A 17,875-nucleotide genomic window follows, 5' to 3' on the forward strand; every position below is an offset into this window, starting at 1 on the left:
TATGTGCCGTACGCGGATGCCCGCATGCAAAGGCTCCCACCTCCATGACCACATTCGCCGATCTCGGTGTGCCCGCCCCCATCGCCGACGCGCTCGCCGCCGAAGGCAAGGCCGAGGCGTTCCCCATCCAGGAGCGCACGCTCCCCGACACTCTCGCCGGCCGCGACGTCCTCGGCCGCGGCAAGACCGGCTCCGGTAAGACTCTCGCCTTCTCCGTGCCGCTGGTGACCCGCCTGGCCGGAGCCGGCGTGCGCCGCAAGCCCGGCCGCCCGACCGGACTGGTGCTGTCGCCGACCCGCGAACTCGCCACACAGATCGCCACCGCGATGGAGCCGCTGGCCTCGGCCGTGGGCCTGCGCGTCACCACCGTGTTCGGCGGTGTGAAGCAGACCCGCCAGGAGTCGGCGATGCGCGCGGGCGCCGACATCGTCGTCGCCTGCCCCGGACGTCTCGAGGACCTGATGCGACAGCGCATCGTCAGTCTCGACGACGTCCAGATCACGGTGCTCGACGAGGCCGATCACATGGCCGACCTCGGCTTCCTTCCGGTGGTGACCCGCATCCTGGCCGCCACCCCCGCGGGCGGCCAGCGGATGCTGTTCTCCGCGACGCTCGACAACGGCGTCGACAAGCTGGTGAAGCGATTCCTCTCCACGCCGGTGACGCATTCGCTGGAGGACGCGACCTCGCCGGTGGCGCAGATGACCCATCACGTGTTCCGCGTCGGCTCGGCCGCCGACAAGACCGAGTTGGTTCGCGAGCTCGCCTCCGGTACCGGACGGCGCATCCTGTTCACCCGCACCAAGCACCAGGCCAAGAAGCTGGCCAAGAAGCTGACCGCCGAAGGCGTGCCCGCCGTCGATCTGCACGGCAACCTGTCGCAGGCGCAGCGCGACCGCAACCTCGCCTCGTTCGCCGCACCGGACGGCTCCAAGGTCCTCGTCGCGACCGATGTCGCGGCGCGCGGCGTTCACGTCGACGGTGTGGAACTCGTCGTCCACGTGGATCCGCCGGCCGAGCACAAGGCGTACCTGCACCGTTCGGGCCGCACCGCGCGTGCGGGCTCGGCGGGCGACGTGGTCACCATCTGCCTGCCCGAGCAGTGGGGCGATCTCCGCAAGCTGCTGCAGAAGGCCGCGATCAAGGTTCCCGGCCAGCAGGTGACGGCGAAGTCGGATGTCGTCGACGAACTCGTGGGTGAGCGTGCGCCGTACCGCGAGGCGCCGCCGGTGGCGCCGCAGCAGTCGCAGCGGCAGGGCGGCGGCCAGGGGCGTCGCCGGTCGGGTCAGGGCTCCGGTTCCGCATCCGGCGGCGGTGCTCGTCGCGGCGGTTCGGGACGGGGTGCTTCGGGGCGGGGTGCTTCGGCTCGCGGCGGTTCGGGACGTCCGCGTTCCGGCAGCGCGGGCCACGGCGAGACGCAGCCGTCGCGTCCGGCCGCCAAGGCGGTCCACACGTCCTCGACGCCCAAGTCCGATGCGGGTTCGGCGGCCCCGCGCCGTCGTCGCCGCGCCAGTCGCCCGGCGGGTGCCCCGCGCGGCTGACGGTTCGCTTCGGGCCCGGCCGAGGCTATCGGCTCAGGGCCTGATCGACGAAGGTCGCGACCCGGCCGCACAGCATCGGGCCGTGGCCGGGCATCACGATCACCGCGTCGAGGTCGCGCAGCGCCGCGACGGATTCCTCGTTCGCGGGGACGTCGTGGGTGAAGACGTGGTCGAGGCACTGCGGTCCGCGGCGTTTGGTGGTGGGGTGAGCGCTGATCAGCGCGTCGCCCGAGATCAGCACCTCGCCGTCGCCCGCGAGGAAGGCGCTGTGCCCGCGGGTGTGCCCGTGGGTCGGCACCGCGGTCGGCGAGCCCGGCAGCAGCGAGAGGTCGCCGAGCGGCTGAGCGTCGCCGATGCCGGACTTGTCGAGGGCGCCCAGGCGCACCACGCCCTGCAGCCAGCCGAGGACCCGCGGACGATAGGCGATCGGAGCGATGGTCGACGCGTCCGCCTGCTCGAGGAACTCACGACGCGCATGCGGCACCTCCGCAGGGTCGGCGTAGACCGGGAACGACCGCGTCCGGCCGATCCGCGCCAGCCCGCCCAGATGATCGATGTGCGCGTGGGTCAGCAGGGCCGCGTGAACCTCCGACAGGTCGCTGCCCACCCGGCGCAGCGACTCGGCCACCGCGTCGGCGTGACCGGGATACCCGCCGTCCACCAGCGTGATGCCCTCATCGGACTGGAGGATCACCCAGTTCACGTACTTCGTGTGCACCAGGTGCGTCTTGGCCGAACCGTGGTCGATGGTGGTGATGTCGAGGTCTGCCATGCGATCAGCTCTTCTTCACGACGAGAACGAACGGCCCGATCTCCGTCACGGTGAACGCCGGATCGTCGAAGGCCGCGGGGTTGAAGGTGACGGTATACCGCTTGACGTTCGGATCGTTGGGATAGACGTCCTCTGCGAGTCGCAGCGTGTATCCGTCCGGTCTGTAGCGGAACAGGAAGACGTTCGGCGCCCGCCACGGGCTGGTGCGGAGGTTGTCCTTCATCTCCTGCGGCGTCGACGCCTGTGACCACTTCTCGATCGTCGCCGCACGCTCGGTGAACTCCGCCAGCGGGTTCGCGTAATGCGAGGTCAACCCCTGGAATCCCCAGTACGGGTAGAGCGAGAGGAAACCGAAGTCGGCCGTCAGCACCACGTTGTCGGTGGCCGGCCGGCCCGTCTGGGCACGGATGGTCTCGTCGATCTTCGGGTAGTACGACTCGGCGCCGGGAGCGTGCTGATCGGCGCGTACGCCGCGGCCGTCGGTGTCGGTGTACGCGGTGGTGATCTCCACCGACAGCACCGACGGGATCTGCTGGGCGACGGCCAGCGCGGCGGCCGCTGCCACCACTCCGATCACGGTCCGGATGTCGCCGAATCGGGCGATCGCCGCCCGGCTGAGCCACACCACGCCGAACGCGCCGGCCGCGGCGAGGACGGCCGTGCTGACCGGCTCGAGGCGGAACGACAGCAGGGTGGTTCCCTTGGCCGTGAGGGCCAGCGACAGCAGCGTCAGTCCGACGACGCCGACGAGAGTGCACGCCATGCTCATCGCGATGGTGCGCCGGCGGCACTGCATCAGGATCCAGACGAAGCCGATCAGGCACAGCAGGCCGAGCAGGCTCACATGGAACATGGGCAGCGCGAGAATCGAACCGGACTCCGGCAGGTAGTGCTCGGCGCTGCCGCTCACCGCGACGTCGGTCCTGAACCGCTCGACGAGGTACGGCCCCCACACGATGAGCGCGATGGCGCCGGCGAGCACCCCCATCACGACGAGCCGGATGACAACCGCGACTATGCGGGGCCGTCGCTCCGCGGAGATCGTCTCGCGCGGCACCGTCTTGTTGCGCGGCAGCAGCCAGGCCTGCACCAGATAGACCAGCGCCATCAGCACCGCGGTGCCGGCGAAGAGCGCGGTGAACAGGGTGTACACAGTGGCGGAGAGGCCGATGAAGACGCCGCCCGCGATCACCGCGAGCCAACTCGTCTGCGACAGCGGCGTGGGACCGCCGGCCAGTCTCGACCGGCCTCGAAGCGCGTACGCGCAGACCACGAGCATCGGGATGCCGACCAGGATGAGGGTGGCGGAATAGGGTTCGGGCGACGCGAACTGCAGGGTCACCAGGGTCACGGCGATCGAGACGGCGGTTCCGGCCGTCACGCCGACCATCCGGTTCCACAAGGCCGCGCCGAGTGCGGCGGCCACCGCGACCGACAGGATGGCCCACGGCTTGTAGGCCTCCCAGCCGGCCAACCCCAGGGTGTTCGCGTACCGGCCGCCGAGCCAGAACCAGGTCGCCGGATAGTACGGCGGCAGATCCGCGTAGGTCATGTCCGCCAGATGCGGGCTCGACGTCAGGCGCGTCAGATACTCGGTGCGGAACTGCTGATCGACGGACAGGCCGAAGAGATACAGCTTGGTGGCGCCGAGCGGCATGCCCAGCGTCACCGTCACCAGCCCGGCGGACGCGAACGCCGACAACAGCGAGGCCAGGATCCGCGAGCCGTAGCGCGACCACACCACGGCGACCACGGCGAGCAGCAGACAGGCCGTCTGCCCGAGCGTGGTCAGCGCCCGCGTGACATTGGAGGTGTTGAACGCAGGCCAGCCGACTGCGCCGATGATCTTGAGCCCGGCGAAGGCGATGACCGCCGCACCGAGGACCGCGCCGCCGAGTTCGACGACGTCACGGGTACGACCGGAGAGCCGGGGCCGGTCGGCAGCGGAGGTCTCCACCGGCCGTCAGATGGGGAGCTTGCGGAACACCGGGCGCGGGATGTGCCGCAACACCATCATGATGAAGCGGAACGGGCCGGGCACCCAGATGACGTCCTTGCCCTTGTCGACCGCGGCGACGGCCATCCGTGCCACGTCTTCCTTGTTCACCGTCAGCGGGGCCTCGGCGACGTGCGCGGACAGGCGGGTACGGACCTGGCCTGGGCGGATGACCAGCACCCGGATGCCCTCGGGACGCAGCGCGTCGCCCAGCCCGAGGTAGAAGCCGTCGAGGCCGGCCTTGGTGGAGCCGTAGACGAAGTTGGAGCGGCGGACGCGCTCGCCGGCCACCGAACTCATCGCGATGATCTGACCGTGGCCCTGCTCGCGCATCTTCTCGCCCAGCAGGACGCCCACCGAGACGGCGGCCGTGTAGTTGATCTCGGCCTCGAGGACCGCGAGCTTCTGGTCCTGCCAGGCCTGCTCGTCGTCGCCCTGGATTCCGAACGCGACGATGGCGACGTCGATGTCGCCGCCCTCGAAGGCCTTGTCGATCACCTCGCGGTGGGTGTCGGTGGCGAGCGCGTCGAAGTCGATCTGCTCCACCGACGACGCGCCGGCGGCGGTCATCTGCTCGGCCGCCGCGGCGGCCGCCGGGTCGTTCGGGACGGTGGCGAGCACCACGCGCATCGGACCCCGGGTGAGGAACTCCGAAGCGATGGCCAGACCGATCTCGGAGCTGCCGCCGAGGATCAGGATGGACTGCGGAACGCCGACGGCGTTGAACATGGGTGTCTGCTTTCTCACGTGCGGTCGGTGTAGGGCTCGTCGAGCCGGTTCGGACTCAGCCGGCTCGGGTCAGACCAGTTCCAGTCTGCGGCCCATGTCGGACATGAAGACGTGGTTCGGGTCGACGCGGCGCCGGGTGGCGATCCACTTGTCGATCTCGGGGTACATGGCGTGGAAGGTCTCCGCGCTCGTCCGCGAGTCCTTCGCGGTGTAGAGGCGTCCGCCGATGGACATCACGCGACGGTCGAGTTCGGTGACGAACTCGTGCAGGCCGCGCTTGATCGGGAAGTCGACGCAGATGTTCCAGCCCGGCATCGGGAAGCTCAGCGGCGCTTGGTTGCCCTCGCCGAACAGCTTGAAGACGTTGAGGAAGCTGACATGGCCAGACGCCTGGATGTCGTAGATGATGCCCTTGAACTCCTCGACGGCCTCGGGCGGAACGATGAACTGGTACTGCAGGAAACCCTTCGATCCGTACGCGCGGTTCCAGTTCCCGAACAGGTCGAGCGGGTGGTAGAACTGCGTCAGATTCTGGATCTTGCCCTGGTAGTTGCCGCCCATCCGGTAGTAGGCCTCGCCGACCAGTGAGAAGTTCAGCTTGTTGGCCAGCCCGTTCGGGAAGATGTCCGGGAAGTTCACCAGCGTGGGCGCGTCGAACTTCAGCGGGTCCTTCGCGAGCTTGTCGGGCAACTGGTCGAGCCGCGCGAGGCTCCCGCGCGAGAATGTGCCTCGGCCCAGACGCGGAGGCTTGCTGATCGCGTCGAACCAGCCCGAGGAGTACGTGTAGTTCTCCTCCGACCCGTCCATGTGCAGGGCGATGGTCTCGTCGAGGCTGTTGGTGACGCTGCCGTCGGCGATGAAGTACGCGGTCTCGGTGCGCGTCATCTGGATCTTGGCGCGCAGGATGATGCCGGTGAGGCCGATGCCGCCGATCGTCGCCCAGAAGATGGAGGCGTCGGGGTCGTCGGAGGTGCCGCCCGGGGTCAGCGTCAGGATCTCGCCCGACGCGGTGAGCAGCGAGATCTCGACCACGTGGTTGCCGAAGCTGCCGGCGCTGTGGTGGTTCTTGCCGTGGATGTCGCAGCCGATGGCGCCGCCGATCGTCACCTGGCGCGTGCCCGGCAGCACCGGAACCCACAGGCCGTGGGGCAGCGCGATGCGCATGAGGGTGTCCAGGTCGACGCCGGCGTCGAGATCGATGATCCCGGTCTCGTCGTCGATCTCGTGGATCCTGGTCAGCTGGGTCATGTCGATCGTCAGACCGCCCGAGTTCTGGGCGTTCTCGCCGTACGACCGGCCGAGGCCGCGGGCGATGACGCCGCGGCGAAGGTAGCTGGGCTTGTCTGCGTTGTCGTCGGCCACGCGTGCCACCGCTTCGGCGATGAGCTCCGGGTACGGAGTCGACAGGACATGGCCTTCTGTCGGCATGGTCCGGCCCCACCCCATGAGCTTGCGGGTCTCGATCGGGAGTACAGCTGTGTTCGTCATCGGAGTAGAGACTACTCGTCGGTCAGCTGGTCCGGGATCCTTGAGTCGGCGCTGTGTCGGGCGGCACTGCGTACCGAGGTCTGGCTGTGGCCGCCGCGGACTGTGGTGATCGCCGGCGTCGACTACATTCTGTTCTCGAGACATGTGACAGGAACCAGGGAGGTGGCGGGCATGATCGTCGTCGGATACTCGTCCGGCTCGTTCGGGCGAACCTGCCTGGAGCACGGCATCGATGAGGCGCGCCGCCGCGGGACCGATCTCCTGGTGATCAACGCGGTCTCCGAGGCACGCGGCCAGCGTTACGCCGAGGCCGACGAGATCGTGCAGATTCAGGAGCGGCTGTCGTCGTCGGGGGTGAAGTTCCGTATCACGCAGCCGATCGGCACCACCCCGGCCGAGGAACTCCTCAACGCGATGGACGATCCCGAGGCGGAACTGCTCATCATCGGCATGCGGCGACGCACCCAGGTCGGCAAGCTGCTGCTGGGCAGTACCTCGCAATACCTGCTCGTCGAATGCCGCAAGCCCGTCCTCGTGGTGAAACCCGAACCCTGAGCCGCGCGCCTCCGCGCCGTTCGACGACAGAACCCCCGTCCGGGACGGGGGTTCTGTCGTCGAATGGAGTGTCTACTGTGCGCCGGGCGTCAGCGCAGAATCCGCGCGACGAACGGCGTCGAGTCCTTCATCGAGGCCAGGACGGTGCCCGAGTGATCCTGGGTCGGGTAGACGTGCAGTTCCACGGGCTGCCCGGCCGAGACCATCTGCCCGTACAGCGACAGCGCCGACGGAGCCGGGACGTCCATGTCCTTGAGCCCCTGGCCGAGGAAGATCGGACGGTCGTAGCCGCGATACGGGGTGCTCATGTAGTCCACCAGCGCGCCCTGCACGCCGGGGATGGAGGTGACGGGCTTGCGGAACCAGTCGCGGATCTTCGCTCCCTCGACCACCGAACGCATCTCCGGGTAGCAGCGGGTGCGTGCCTCGTTCACCACTCGACGCCCCTCGGGAGTGAGGATCGACAGCGGCTTGAGGTCGGGCCGGGCGTCGGAGAAACCGGCCCAGATGTAGGCGGCGTAGACGTTCAGACCGGTGGGCAACGCGACCGGAGGGAAGCCGGGACCGGCCTGCCAGACGATGTGTTCGATGTTGGCGGGGGTGCCGGTGGCGACCACGCCGCGGTAGTCCAGGCCCGATCCGCGTGAGTACTCGGTCGCACGGCGGGCGCCGTTGAGCGCCGCGCTCGCGCCCTGCGACTGTCCGACGATCGCCCACGTCTTCGACAGCGGCAGGCCGGAGTGCGATGTGGCCTTCACCGAGTCGACGATCGAGTGGGCCTGCACCTTGCTGCTCAGGTAGTTCATCAGGCCCGGAGTGCCGAGGCCCGCGTAGTCGGTCGCGACGATCGCGTAGCCCTGGTTCAGCCAGTGGTTCAGGTACTCCTGGTCGCGATCGCTTCGCGGCTGGGCCGACGGGGTGCAGTCGTCGCCGAGCCCGGTGGTCCCGTGCGCCCAGGCGATCACCTTGTAGCCGCCCTTCGGTGCCGGACGCTTCGGGAGGAAGACGGCGCCGGTGCTGACCGCGGGGGCACCGTGGAGGTCGGTGGTCGCGTAGAGGATGCGATAGGCGCTCGACGCGCCGGTCAGGTCGACCGACCCGGCGAGCGGCGTCTTCTGGATCAGTGTGCCGGGTGCGCCGATCGGGCCGTTGTAGCCCCGGGCGTCGAGACCCGACCAGACCGGTGCGGCGGTGGCGGCGTCGTCGGCGCGAGCGGCCGGAGCGGTGGCGAAGAGGCCGGCGGCCGCAGTCGCCGCCACGGTGAGGGCGACCACCGATCGCTTGAAACGGAGGAGGGAGGGACTGCTCATAGTGGACGACCCTAAGCCAACCGCCTCACAATCCGGTAGCCGGACGGCTCGATTGCGGGACCGCGTTCTCAGCTTTCGCTCATATCGACCTCGGTCGGCCACGGGCTAGGCTGGCACGGTGTCAGATACGTCGCCCGTGAACGAGGATCCTGCGAAGCCCGGACATCATCCGGAGCACGAGGACTTCCACACCCGTCACGCACCGATGCCGATCGAGCTGCCGCTCGACGACGAAGAGGCGTCGACCGATGTCGACATCAAGACCCAGATCATCCGGTTCATCGCGACCGGAGCGCTCTCGGCGGTCTTCGACTTCAGCCTCACCTTCCTGCTCCAGGAGGTATTCGGTGCGCCGTTCTGGCTGGCCAAAGCGGCGGGCTTCATTCTCGGCACCACGATCGCCTATCTGATCAACCGCCGGTGGACCTTCCGAGCCGAGCCCAGCACCGCGCGGTTCATCGCCGTCGTCCTGCTCTACGCGGTGACCTTCTTCGTCAACATCGGTCTCTACAACTGGCTGATGCACGCCTGGGGGACGGGCTTCCTCCTCATCGTCCTGGCTTTCTGCATCGCGCAAGGTGTCGCGACCGTCATCAACTTCGTCGTCCAGCGTGCGGTGATCTTCAAGATCCGCTGACGTCCGAGAAGCGTTATGCCGTATTCCGTTACCCGAATCGGGTAACGGAATACGGCATAAGCGTTGAGACGATCAGGCGAACTGGACGGTCGCGGTGCAGCGGCCGAAGACGCGCTTCCCGTTGACGCTGGCGCCGAAGACGATCAGGGCGCGACGGTTCTCGGGGTCGAGCGACTTGACCTTCGCGGTGTATTCGACGACCGCCGGCTCGTGAGCCGGGACGTAGACCGGGCTGGTGAACCGTGCGCTCATGTCGCGGAAGGCCGCGGGGTCGCCCACCTGCGAGGTGAGGTAGCCGGCGGCGGTTCCGAGGGTCAGCATCGCCTGCGCGACCACGGTGTCGAGCCCGGCGGCCTGCGCCACCTTCGCGCTGTGATGGATCGGGTTCGGATCGCCGGATACGCCGATGTAGTTGATGACGTCGCCGCGGGTGAAGCGCTGCGCGCGGACCGGCAGGTCCATGCCCTCGGTCAGCGAGTCGAACGGAATCGTCGTCCAACGCACATCCGACTCGGGCGGGATCGCCGCCGGTTCGGCCGGGCTGAGCGGCTGCACGTGCCGGTCGCCACCGGTGAACATGATGCCGTCGACGATCTCCTCGAAGTCGTCGGGAAGACGGTCGGCGTCCTCGCCGGGACCGGCCAGCGACGTCCACGACTCCTGCAGCACGCCCTTGTCGATGTCTCGGACCAGGGTCTTGACAGTGAACAGGTCGGCTCCCGCCACGGTGCGGTACGACTCGAGGGAGACGTCGCAGTACAGCCGGTCGCCGGCCTCGATCGGCCGGTGGAACGCGAACCGCTGGTCGATCTGCAGGACGCCCGACTTCAGCAGATCGCCGGGGACGGCCTTCTCCAGGAGCTGGGCCTGCGCCTTGGCACCCATGATGGCGACGATCGTCAGGGGTGCGACGAGCGCGGCGTGCCCGCCTTCGCGGGCCTTGGCGTCGTCCCAGTGAAGCGGGTTGTCGTCGTGCAGGGCGCGGGCGAATTCGCGGATCTTCTCGCGACCCACCTCGTAGTAGTCGGCTGTCGTGAAGACCTTTCCGATCGCCTGATCGATGGCCTCAGCGCGAGTCAGTTCACGGCTGGTCATTCGAATAAGGTACCTGACGTGCGAGGGAGCAGAAAAATGCCGGGTTCGTGGCCGGCCGGCGCCCGGTGGGGCCGTCGCACGACTGCGATCACCCGTTGACTTTCGCGATCACCGACTCGCCGAAGCGCTCCAGATTCGCGATCTTGGTCTCCAGCGGCTCGGTGTCGCGGCCCATGATGTAGGGCAGCCGGAACCCGACGATCACGTCCGTGACGCCCTTGTCCTCGAGGCGGCGGCACCCGTCGACGGTGTACGCATCCAGGGAGATCACGTTGATCTCGAACGGATCGTTCTCCTTGCCCTCGGCCTTGCGGATCGCGCCGAGCTTGTCGATCAGAGCGTCGAGTTCCTCGGGGGCGCCGCCGCCGTGCATCCAGCCGTCGCCGCGGATCACGGCTCGCTTCAGTGCGGCGTCGGCGTGCCCGCCGACCAGGAGCGGAATCGGCTCGGAGGGTGTCGGACTCATCTTGATCTCGGGAATGTCGTAGAACTCACCGTGGAACTCGAAGTACCCGGGAGTCGTCAGGCCGCGGATGATGTCCATGCATTCGTCCATGCGCTTGCCGCGGCGGGCGTAGTCGACGCCCATCAGGTCGTAGTCCTCGCGCCAGGGGCTGGTTCCGACGCCCAGGGCGAGCCGGTTGCCGGTCAGGCAGGCCACCGACGCGGCCTGCTTGGCGACGAGTGCCGGCGGTCGGACGGGCAGTTTGAGCACGAAGGGCAGGAAGCGCAGGGTGCTGGTGACGGCGCCGAGGGCGGCGGCCTGGATGAAGGTCTCGATGAAGTCCTTGTCTTCGAGGAACTCCCGCCTGCCGTCCGGGGTGTAGGGGTACACCGAGTCCGATTCCTTGGGGTAGGCGAGGGAGTCGGGGATCGTCATGCCCGCGAACCCGGATCGCTCGGCCGCCTGCGCCAGCGCCGGATAGTAGGTGTAGTCGGTCATCGCTTCGGCAAAGGTGAATCGCATGGACCCCAGACTAGAACACGTTCTAGTGCGGGACGAGGTTTCCGGATCTCCGGCGACCGGGTCCGCCCATCCGCCTCCGCACGTGGCTCAGGGGCGGCCGAACCGCTCCGCGCGACCGAGGCGGCGCAGCCGCATCCACTCGCGGAACCCCGCCGGATCGCGCTGCTGCACGAGGAAGTACCACGCGAATCGCGCATACTCCTGCGGAAGCAGCTTCCGCATGCCGGGCTGGCTCATCAGATAACCGCGATTGCGGTAGGTGAAGAACCGCTTCACCTCGTTGTCGGGGTACTGCGTGTGCATCCGGCCTCCGAGGATCGGCCGGAACTCGTCGCTGCCGTCGGGGTGCAGATAGGCGGTGGTCAGACAGGTGCCGAAGCCGATCCCCGAACGTGCCAGGCGTCGATGAATCTCCACCTCGTCGCCGCGGAAGAACAGCCGGAGGTCGGGGACGCCGATCGCGTCGAGGGTGTCCGCGGAGAACAGCGCACCGTTCATCAGTGACGCGATGCCCGGCAGCAGATCGTCGTGACCGGGTGTCTCGGTATCGGTGAAGAGTTCCGACCGCTTGCGCCGCCACACCAGACCGCGGCGCAGCGGGAAGGCGAGGTCGTCGGGCGCGTCGATGTTCACCACCACGGGGGAGACCTGGCCGAGGCGGTGGCGGCGAGCGCAGTCCAGCAGTGTCGAGAGCACCTCCGGGCCCTCCGGCCGGCCGTCGTCGTCGGCGCACCAGACCCAGTCGGCGCCCAGCGCCAGCGCGTGCAGCATGCCGAGGGCGAAGCCGCCGGCACCGCCGAGGTTGTGCCGCGAGGGCAGGTAGGTGGTCGGCACGGGCTGGCTCGCCACGAGCTCGCCGACCTCGGGCTCGGCGGCGTTGTCGACGACGATCAGGTGGTCGAGCGGCCGGTCCTGCGCCGCCAGCACCTTCAGGGATTCGGCGAGCAGTTCGCGGCGCTTATGGGTGACGACGACGCCGACGACCATCTCGGCGGTCGGCGCACTCACGCCGAACCCGGGGTGCCGGAGGCGCCGTCGCGCTCGTCGGCGAGTTCGTCGAGCACTTTGCGCACGTGCTGCGCGGCGTCGGGGCCCTCGTAGGCGCCGACGACCTCTTCGATGCCGCCGTCCATCCGGATCTGACCGTGGTCGATCCACAGCGCGCGGTCGCAGAGCTGAGCGAGGAACTCGTTGGAATGGCTGGCGAAGACCAGGATTCCCGAACGCTCCACCAGGGCCTGCAGCCGGACGCGGGCCTTCTTCATGAACTCCGCGTCCACCGCGCCGATCCCCTCGTCGAGGATGAGGATCTCCGGATCGATGCTGGTGACCACGCCCAGCGCCAGGCGCACGCGCATGCCCGTGGAGTAGGTGCGCAGGGGCATCTCGAGGTAGTCGCCGAGCTCGGAGAACTCCGCGATCTCGTCGGTCTTCTTCAGCATCTCCTTGCGGCTCATCCCCAGGAACATGCCGCGGATGATGATGTTCTCGTACCCGGAGATCTCCGGGTCCATGCCGACGCCGAGGTCGAAGACGGGCGCCACGCGGCCGGTGACGCGGCACGATCCGCGGGTCGGCTCGTAGATACCCGAGAGCAGACGCAGCAGTGTCGACTTTCCCGCGCCGTTGTGGCCGACGAGGCCGACGCGATCGCCGTGCTGCAGGTGCAGGTTGATGTCGCGCAGGGCCTCGACCACGACGGTCTTGGAATTGTTGGCGCCGATCACGCCGCCGGCGGCGCCGATCACCGCCTTCTTGAGGGAGCGCGTCTTGGCGTCGAAGATGGGGAAGTCGACGCAGGCGTCCCAGGTGTCGACGCGGATGTCGGTGTTGGCTGTCACAGGTCCTCCTAGACCCAGTACGCCACGCGGGCGCGGTAGTTGCGCATCACGAACATCGCTGCCGTCCAGCCGACGGCTGTGCAACCGATCACGATCAGCCAGTGGTACAGCGCGACGTGCTGGCCGAGCAGCGGGCCGCGCGCGATCTCCAGGTAGTGGTACATCGGGTTCAGCTCCACCAGCTTCAGCCGGCTCGACTCGTCGGCGCCGGTGCTGCTGAGCGACTGCGCCGACCAGATGATCGGCGTCATGAAGAAGACGAGCCGGACGGCGGTGGTCAGCAGCTGGCCGATGTCGCGGAACCGGGTCGACATGATGCCGAAGACGATCGTCGTCCAGACGGCGTTCAGCGCGTACAGCAGCAGCGCCGGGAAGACGAGCAGGACCGTCCAGCCCAGGGGCTGCGGGAACACCGCGAGCAGGATCAGATAGATCACGATGTTGTGGGCGAAGATGATGAGGCTGCGCCACACCACCCGGTACACGTGCACGCTGGTGGGCGCGGGGAGCTGTTTGATCAGTCCTTCATTGGTGGAGAAGACCACCGAGCCGTCGAGGATCGAGGTCTCGATGAAGCCCCAGAAGATGAAGCCGAGGGTCACGTACGGCAGGAAGACCTTGATGTCCTGGTGGAACAGCTCGCCGTAGAGGATTCCCATCGCGACGGCGGTGACGCCGGTGGCGACCGTGATCCACAGCGGACCGAGCACCGAGCGCTTGTAGCGCTGCTTGATGTCGGTCCAGCCGAGGTGCAACCACAGCTCGGAGTTGCGGAACCCGTCGACGAGGTCCTTGAAGCCACGACCGAACGTCTTCGAGTCGGAGGCCTGGGGCGCGGGCGGGATTCCGCCGTCATTGACTACGGCTGACACAAGGCCACAGCATACAAGTGCCTCAGAGGTACTGACCTGTGCTGTGCCCGTCGTGTGGCACAGCTCCCGGAGGCAGCGCGCCCTGGCGCATCTGTTCGAGTTGGCTGCGGGCGGCCATCTGCTGAGCGAACAGCGCGGTCTGGATGCCGTGGAACAGGCCCTCCAGCCAGCCGACGAGCTGAGCCTGCGCGATCCGCAGCTCGGCGTCAGACGGGGTCACATCGTCCGAGAAGGGCAGGGCCAGCCGGTCGAGCTCGTCACGGAGTTCCGGCGCCAGCCCGTCGGCGAGCTCGGCGATCGACGTGCGGTGGATCTCCGCGAGCCGGTTGCGGCTGGCGTCGTCGAGAGGAGCCGCGCGCACCTCTTCGAGCAACTGCTTGATCATCGTCCCGATCCGCATCACCTTCGCGGGCTGTTCCACCATCGACGCGACGGTGCCGGGCTGGTCGTCGTCCGCGGAAGCGCGGCTCTCCTCGTTCGACGGCAGTCCGCCGGGGAGGATGATGGACTGCTGCTGGGGAAAGCCCGAATCGGGCTGGTCGTCTGGGCCGCCCGGTGTCGGGGAGCCGAACATTGCGGGGTGCATGGCGTCCATTGTGCCTTTTCGGTGCCAGTATCGTTGTGCGCATGCCGTTCGACATCGCCTCGGTCAGGGGGCTCTTTCCCGCGTTGGGGGACGGCTGGATCTACCTCGATCCGCAGACCGGGATGCAGATCCCGGATTCGGTGGCGTCCGCCGTCTCGACCGGATTCCGGTCGCTTCCGGTGGTCGCGGGCAGTCGTAGCCCCCAGGCTCGCGCAGCGGCGGAGACGATCGAGAACGCCCGGCGGGCGGTCGCGGATCTGCTCGGCGCCGATCCCGCCGGTGTGGTGCTGGGGTCGTCTCGAGCTGCGCTGATGTCGGCGCTGGCCGACGCGTTGCCCCTGTCCGCGTGGCTGAACCGGAACATCGTGCTCTCGCGGTCTGACGACGAGGCCGTTCTGACGCCGGCGCTGACCGGAGCGGCACGCCACGGGACTCAGGTCCGGTGGGCGGAGATCGACGTGGAGGACGGGACCCTTCCGACCTGGCAGTTCGCCGACATCATCGACGACCGCACCTCACTGGTGGCAGTCACTCTCGCCTCGTCGGTGAACGGCGCGATCACCGATATCGGTCCTATCGCCGGGCACGCCCGCGCCGCGCGGGCCCGGCTTCTGGTGGACGCGACCACCGCGGCGCCCTATGTGCCGCTGTCGATGGACGAGCTCGGCGCCGATGCGGTGCTGGTCAGCGCCGAGCGGTGGGGCGGCCCGCGGGTCGCCGCCCTCGTCTTCGCCGATCCGGAGCAGTTGGGCTCACTGGTCCGCGTGTCGATGAATCCGAAGGCCGCCGGCGCGGCACGCCTCGAACCCGAGCCGCTGCCGGGCGCCCTGCTCGCCGGGTTGATCGCGTCGATCGAGTATCTCGCCGGCCTCGATCAAGCAGCTGCGGGCACTCGCCGCGAACGCATCACCGCGTCGATGGACGCGACCTTCGAGTACGTGCACCGTCTGCTGTACTACCTGGTGAACTCCCTGTCCCATCTGTCGAACGTGCGGGTCATCGGGCCCGATGTGCACCGGGTCCCCGTGGTCAGCTTCGTCGTCGAGGGTGTTCCGGCCACCGAAGTCTGTGTTCGGCTCAGCGACAACGGGATCGCCGCACTGGCAGAGGTTCCCAGCCGCGCGCTGGGGGCGATCGGCGTCGACGAGATCGGCGGCGCCGTCACGGTGGGGCTCTCTCCGTACTCCACTCCGTACGAGGTAGACCAGCTGGTGAGGGTGCTCGGCTCGTTCGGCTGATCGCGCATACGGTGTTGATCCGTTCGGCGGACGTCGAGTTTGGCCACCGCGTACCCGCCGGTAGGGTCGTGATCGGCCGACCGTGACTCGTCGTGGCGGTCGATCGAGAATCTCATGAGGGTGGAGGACACGACCTTGGCGGAACCGGAAGGTGGCGATTTCGCTGAGCGCGGCGCTGATGGGCCTGCGTTGACGCCGGAGCAGCAGAAGCTGTGGCAGCAGTTCGTGAGCGGCGGCTGGATGATGTACCGCGCGTTCTTCCGCGAGATCGACCGTGCGGCGCCGCTGACGTCGGCGGACTGGCGACTGCTCGAGGTTCTCGCGTCCGCGCCGCAACTGCGCATCAGCGATCTCGCCGATGCCACCCAGATCGGTCTCAGCACGGTGTCGCGCCAGGTCAGCCGCTTTCTGGAGCGCGGCTACGTGGTGCGCGCGGAGTCGGTGGAGGACGATGCCCGTCAGAAGTGGGTGCAGATCACCGACGAGGGTATGGAAGCGCTCAAGCCGATCCTCGACACGCGTGACCGGGCGGTGCGCCGACTCGTCGTCGACCAACTGACTCCCGAGGAGTTCGAGCAGCTCTGCACGCTCTTCGGCAACCTCGGCGCGCGCATCGCCGAGACCGAGGACTGACGCCGAAGGGCGATGCCGCCGCGGCCGTCAGGCGATGGTCAGAAGCACTTTGCCGACGGCGTCGCCGGATTCGAGGCGCGCGTGCGCCGCATCGACCTCCGCGAGCGGGAAGGTGGAGTCGATCACCGGCCGGATGTCGCCCGACTCGATGAGCGGCCAGGTGCGTGCCACGGTCTCGGTGACCACCGCGGCCTTCGAATCCGGTCCGCCGCTGGCGGGGCGGGGACGCAGGGTGGTGCCGCTGACCGACGCGCGCTTGGCCATCAGTTGCCCGATGTTCAGTTCGGCCTTGGCGCCGCCCTGCATGCCGATGATGACCAGGCGGCCGTTGGTGGCCAGCGCCGAGACGTTCCGGGCCAGGTACTTGGCGCCGATGATGTCGAGGATGACGTCGGCGCCGCCCTCGATCTTGAGGCGCTCGACGAAGTCGTCGACGGTGTAGTCGATCAGGATGTCGGCGCCCAACTCGGCCGCGCGTGCGAGCTTCTTCTCGTTGCGCGCGGTGGTCGCCACGCGCGCGCCGAGCGCGCTCGCCAGTTGGATGGCGTGTGTGCCGATGCCGCTGGTGCCGCCGTGGACGAGGAAGAGCTCGCCCGGCGCCAGCCGGCCGGTCATCACCACATTCGACATCACCGTGCACGCGACCTCCGGCAGCGATGCCGCCGAGATCAGGTCGACGCCGCGCGGAATCGGCATCACCTGGACCGCTGGCACGGCGACGCGCTCGGCGTAACCGCCGCCGGCCAGCAGCGCGCAGACCTCGTCGCCGACCCGCCACCCGGTGACGCCGGTGCCGAGCGCGCTGACCACGCCCGACACTTCGAGCCCGAAGATGTCGGAGGCTCCCGGCGGCGGGGGATAGTGCCCTGCGCGCTGGAGGAGGTCGGCTCGATTGACTCCCGCCGCGGCCACGTCGATGACGACCTCGCCGGGCTGTGGTTCGGGGTCGGGGACGTCGGTGAGGGTCGCGGACGCGGTACCGGGGATGGCTCGCATACGGTTCAGTGTTCCAGCACGAGCCCGGTCGCGTCGAGAGCCCATTCGTCCGGTGCGACCCGGGACCACCGGCGGGCTCCCGGCCACCGAGCATGCGATAACGTGGATCGCCAGGGAAGCGTGGCAGAGCGGCCGAATGCACTCGCCTTGAAAGCGAGCGTGGGTAAAACCACCGGGGGTTCAAATCCCTCCGCTTCCGCCATGTGATGAGTCGCGACATCGTTTACACACGATGTCGCGACTCATTGCTTTTCCGGGGGTAGTGCGTGATTGCTGGTAGCAGGTCCAGTTCGCAGTGATACGTTCCGGTTCGGTCTAGTACGAGGTGAGTCATCGTCGACGCCGGCGTGCCGCCCGCGCAGATCGCCGCGTGGCTGGGCCACTTCGGCGGTGGTCAACTGGCGCTTCGAACCGGCGTTCACGTGGAATTTCGGAATGCAGAAGGCTCGGGTAGAAACCGCAATTACTTGAATGCGCAAGTAGAGCTGACACCTAACCTCGAAATTTCATCGGGGTGACGTCCTGGCCTGTGCGGTTTCGGATTGATGGTTGTGAGCTGATTGTGCCTGTCGGGTACGACAAGGCCGCCGATCGTCGGATACGTCCGGGTTCCACATCA

At 68.2% G+C, this 17,875-nt stretch carries 17 protein-coding genes and 1 tRNA gene; 6 read left to right on the forward strand and 12 right to left on the reverse strand.

Annotation, left to right across the window (positions count from 1 at the left end):
• Positions 1-44: 44 nt before the first annotated feature.
• Positions 45-1,541 (forward strand): DEAD/DEAH box helicase, encoded by a 1,497-nt coding sequence (locus ABFX36_RS16430; RefSeq protein WP_006897106.1) that lies wholly within the window; start codon positions 45-47, stop codon positions 1,539-1,541.
• Between the two features lie 25 nt (positions 1,542-1,566).
• Here ABFX36_RS16430 and ABFX36_RS16435 read toward each other — a convergent pair whose 3' ends face one another.
• The 4 genes from ABFX36_RS16435 to dprE1 form a co-directional block, all read right to left on the reverse strand.
• A complete protein-coding gene (locus tag ABFX36_RS16435; protein WP_346077409.1) occupies positions 1,567-2,313 on the reverse strand; it encodes an MBL fold metallo-hydrolase in 747 nt (248 codons plus the stop codon).
• 4 nt (positions 2,314-2,317) lie between these two features.
• Positions 2,318-4,270 carry an arabinofuranosyltransferase gene (locus ABFX36_RS16440; RefSeq protein WP_346077411.1) on the reverse strand — a complete coding sequence of 651 codons (1,953 nt, stop codon included), beginning with the start codon at positions 4,268-4,270 and terminating at the stop codon, positions 2,318-2,320.
• Between the two features lie 6 nt (positions 4,271-4,276).
• Positions 4,277-5,038, reverse strand: coding sequence for a decaprenylphospho-beta-D-erythro-pentofuranosid-2-ulose 2-reductase (gene dprE2, locus ABFX36_RS16445; RefSeq protein ID WP_006897103.1), 762 nt, complete (start codon positions 5,036-5,038; stop codon positions 4,277-4,279).
• Between the two features lie 69 nt (positions 5,039-5,107).
• Positions 5,108-6,526: a decaprenylphosphoryl-beta-D-ribose oxidase gene (gene dprE1 / locus ABFX36_RS16450; RefSeq protein WP_006897102.1), complete on the reverse strand. Its 1,419-nt coding sequence runs from the start codon at positions 6,524-6,526 to the stop codon at positions 5,108-5,110.
• Positions 6,527-6,697: 171 nt separating this feature from the next.
• Between dprE1 and ABFX36_RS16455 the strand changes: the two genes are divergently transcribed.
• Positions 6,698-7,081, forward strand: a complete 384-nt coding sequence (locus ABFX36_RS16455; protein ID WP_039867714.1) for a universal stress protein — start codon at positions 6,698-6,700, stop codon at positions 7,079-7,081.
• 89 nt (positions 7,082-7,170) lie between these two features.
• Here ABFX36_RS16455 and ABFX36_RS16460 read toward each other — a convergent pair whose 3' ends face one another.
• A complete protein-coding gene (locus tag ABFX36_RS16460; RefSeq protein WP_346077413.1) occupies positions 7,171-8,391 on the reverse strand; it encodes a lipase family protein in 1,221 nt (406 codons plus the stop codon).
• Positions 8,392-8,527: 136 nt separating this feature from the next.
• On the opposite strand from ABFX36_RS16460, the gene ABFX36_RS16465 reads away from it, so the two are divergent.
• The gene (locus ABFX36_RS16465; protein ID WP_006897099.1) at positions 8,528-9,028 is read left to right on the forward strand and encodes a GtrA family protein; all 501 of its coding nucleotides are present in this window, start codon (positions 8,528-8,530) and stop codon (positions 9,026-9,028) included.
• A 72-nt stretch (positions 9,029-9,100) separates the two neighbouring features.
• On the opposite strand, the gene ABFX36_RS16470 is transcribed toward ABFX36_RS16465, so the two are convergent.
• The 6 genes from ABFX36_RS16470 to ABFX36_RS16495 form a co-directional block, all read right to left on the reverse strand.
• Positions 9,101-10,123 (reverse strand): fused (3R)-hydroxyacyl-ACP dehydratase subunits HadA/HadB, encoded by a 1,023-nt coding sequence (locus ABFX36_RS16470; RefSeq protein WP_346077415.1) that lies wholly within the window; start codon positions 10,121-10,123, stop codon positions 9,101-9,103.
• An 88-nt stretch (positions 10,124-10,211) separates the two neighbouring features.
• The gene (locus ABFX36_RS16475) at positions 10,212-11,090 is read right to left on the reverse strand and encodes a TIGR03619 family F420-dependent LLM class oxidoreductase (protein ID WP_346077417.1); all 879 of its coding nucleotides are present in this window, start codon (positions 11,088-11,090) and stop codon (positions 10,212-10,214) included.
• Between the two features lie 87 nt (positions 11,091-11,177).
• Positions 11,178-12,077, reverse strand: coding sequence for a galactofuranosyltransferase GlfT1 (glfT1, locus tag ABFX36_RS16480; RefSeq protein ID WP_346077423.1), 900 nt, complete (start codon positions 12,075-12,077; stop codon positions 11,178-11,180).
• A gap of 17 nt (positions 12,078-12,094) precedes the next feature.
• The gene (gene wzt / locus ABFX36_RS16485) at positions 12,095-12,931 is read right to left on the reverse strand and encodes a galactan export ABC transporter ATP-binding subunit Wzt/RfbE (protein ID WP_006897095.1); all 837 of its coding nucleotides are present in this window, start codon (positions 12,929-12,931) and stop codon (positions 12,095-12,097) included.
• 8 nt (positions 12,932-12,939) lie between these two features.
• Positions 12,940-13,803: a galactan export ABC transporter permease subunit Wzm/RfbD gene (gene wzm / locus ABFX36_RS16490; protein WP_006897094.1), complete on the reverse strand. Its 864-nt coding sequence runs from the start codon at positions 13,801-13,803 to the stop codon at positions 12,940-12,942.
• 22 nt (positions 13,804-13,825) lie between these two features.
• Positions 13,826-14,398: a bacterial proteasome activator family protein gene (locus ABFX36_RS16495; protein ID WP_411815724.1), complete on the reverse strand. Its 573-nt coding sequence runs from the start codon at positions 14,396-14,398 to the stop codon at positions 13,826-13,828.
• A gap of 32 nt (positions 14,399-14,430) precedes the next feature.
• Here ABFX36_RS16495 and ABFX36_RS16500 point away from each other — a divergent pair, with 32 nt between their 5' ends.
• Both ABFX36_RS16500 and ABFX36_RS16505 read left to right on the forward strand, forming a co-directional pair.
• Positions 14,431-15,627: an aminotransferase class V-fold PLP-dependent enzyme gene (locus tag ABFX36_RS16500; protein ID WP_006897092.1), complete on the forward strand. Its 1,197-nt coding sequence runs from the start codon at positions 14,431-14,433 to the stop codon at positions 15,625-15,627.
• A gap of 135 nt (positions 15,628-15,762) precedes the next feature.
• The gene (locus tag ABFX36_RS16505) at positions 15,763-16,260 is read left to right on the forward strand and encodes a MarR family winged helix-turn-helix transcriptional regulator (RefSeq protein ID WP_231875775.1); all 498 of its coding nucleotides are present in this window, start codon (positions 15,763-15,765) and stop codon (positions 16,258-16,260) included.
• A 27-nt stretch (positions 16,261-16,287) separates the two neighbouring features.
• Here ABFX36_RS16505 and ABFX36_RS16510 read toward each other — a convergent pair whose 3' ends face one another.
• Positions 16,288-17,256, reverse strand: a complete 969-nt coding sequence (locus tag ABFX36_RS16510; RefSeq protein WP_346077420.1) for an NAD(P)H-quinone oxidoreductase — start codon at positions 17,254-17,256, stop codon at positions 16,288-16,290.
• Between the two features lie 114 nt (positions 17,257-17,370).
• Between ABFX36_RS16510 and ABFX36_RS16515 the strand changes: the two genes are divergently transcribed.
• A tRNA-Ser gene (locus ABFX36_RS16515) sits at positions 17,371-17,458 on the forward strand.
• Positions 17,459-17,875 lie beyond the last annotated feature (417 nt).

This window comes from Gordonia cholesterolivorans (genome assembly GCF_039531975.1).
Lineage (GTDB): Bacteria > Actinomycetota > Actinomycetes > Mycobacteriales > Mycobacteriaceae > Gordonia > Gordonia sihwensis.

What these genes read in the sequence shown, in the direction of transcription:
- ABFX36_RS16500 (WP_006897092.1), top strand. Translation starts at nt 14,431, where the DNA reads ATGCCGTTCGACATCGCCTCGGTCAGGGGGCTCTTTCCCGCGTTGGGG.
- dprE2 (WP_006897103.1), bottom strand. Translation starts at nt 5,038, where the DNA reads ATGTTCAACGCCGTCGGCGTTCCGCAGTCCATCCTGATCCTCGGCGGC.
- ABFX36_RS16435 (WP_346077409.1), bottom strand. Translation starts at nt 2,313, where the DNA reads ATGGCAGACCTCGACATCACCACCATCGACCACGGTTCGGCCAAGACG.
- ABFX36_RS16430 (WP_006897106.1), top strand. Translation starts at nt 45, where the DNA reads ATGACCACATTCGCCGATCTCGGTGTGCCCGCCCCCATCGCCGACGCG.
- ABFX36_RS16470 (WP_346077415.1), bottom strand. Translation starts at nt 10,123, where the DNA reads ATGACCAGCCGTGAACTGACTCGCGCTGAGGCCATCGATCAGGCGATC.
- ABFX36_RS16455 (WP_039867714.1), top strand. Translation starts at nt 6,698, where the DNA reads ATGATCGTCGTCGGATACTCGTCCGGCTCGTTCGGGCGAACCTGCCTG.
- ABFX36_RS16510 (WP_346077420.1), bottom strand. Translation starts at nt 17,256, where the DNA reads ATGCGAGCCATCCCCGGTACCGCGTCCGCGACCCTCACCGACGTCCCC.
- ABFX36_RS16460 (WP_346077413.1), bottom strand. Translation starts at nt 8,391, where the DNA reads ATGAGCAGTCCCTCCCTCCTCCGTTTCAAGCGATCGGTGGTCGCCCTC.
- ABFX36_RS16475 (WP_346077417.1), bottom strand. Translation starts at nt 11,090, where the DNA reads ATGCGATTCACCTTTGCCGAAGCGATGACCGACTACACCTACTATCCG.
- dprE1 (WP_006897102.1), bottom strand. Translation starts at nt 6,526, where the DNA reads ATGACGAACACAGCTGTACTCCCGATCGAGACCCGCAAGCTCATGGGG.
- ABFX36_RS16495 (WP_411815724.1), bottom strand. Translation starts at nt 14,398, where the DNA reads ATGGACGCCATGCACCCCGCAATGTTCGGCTCCCCGACACCGGGCGGC.
- glfT1 (WP_346077423.1), bottom strand. Translation starts at nt 12,077, where the DNA reads ATGGTCGTCGGCGTCGTCGTCACCCATAAGCGCCGCGAACTGCTCGCC.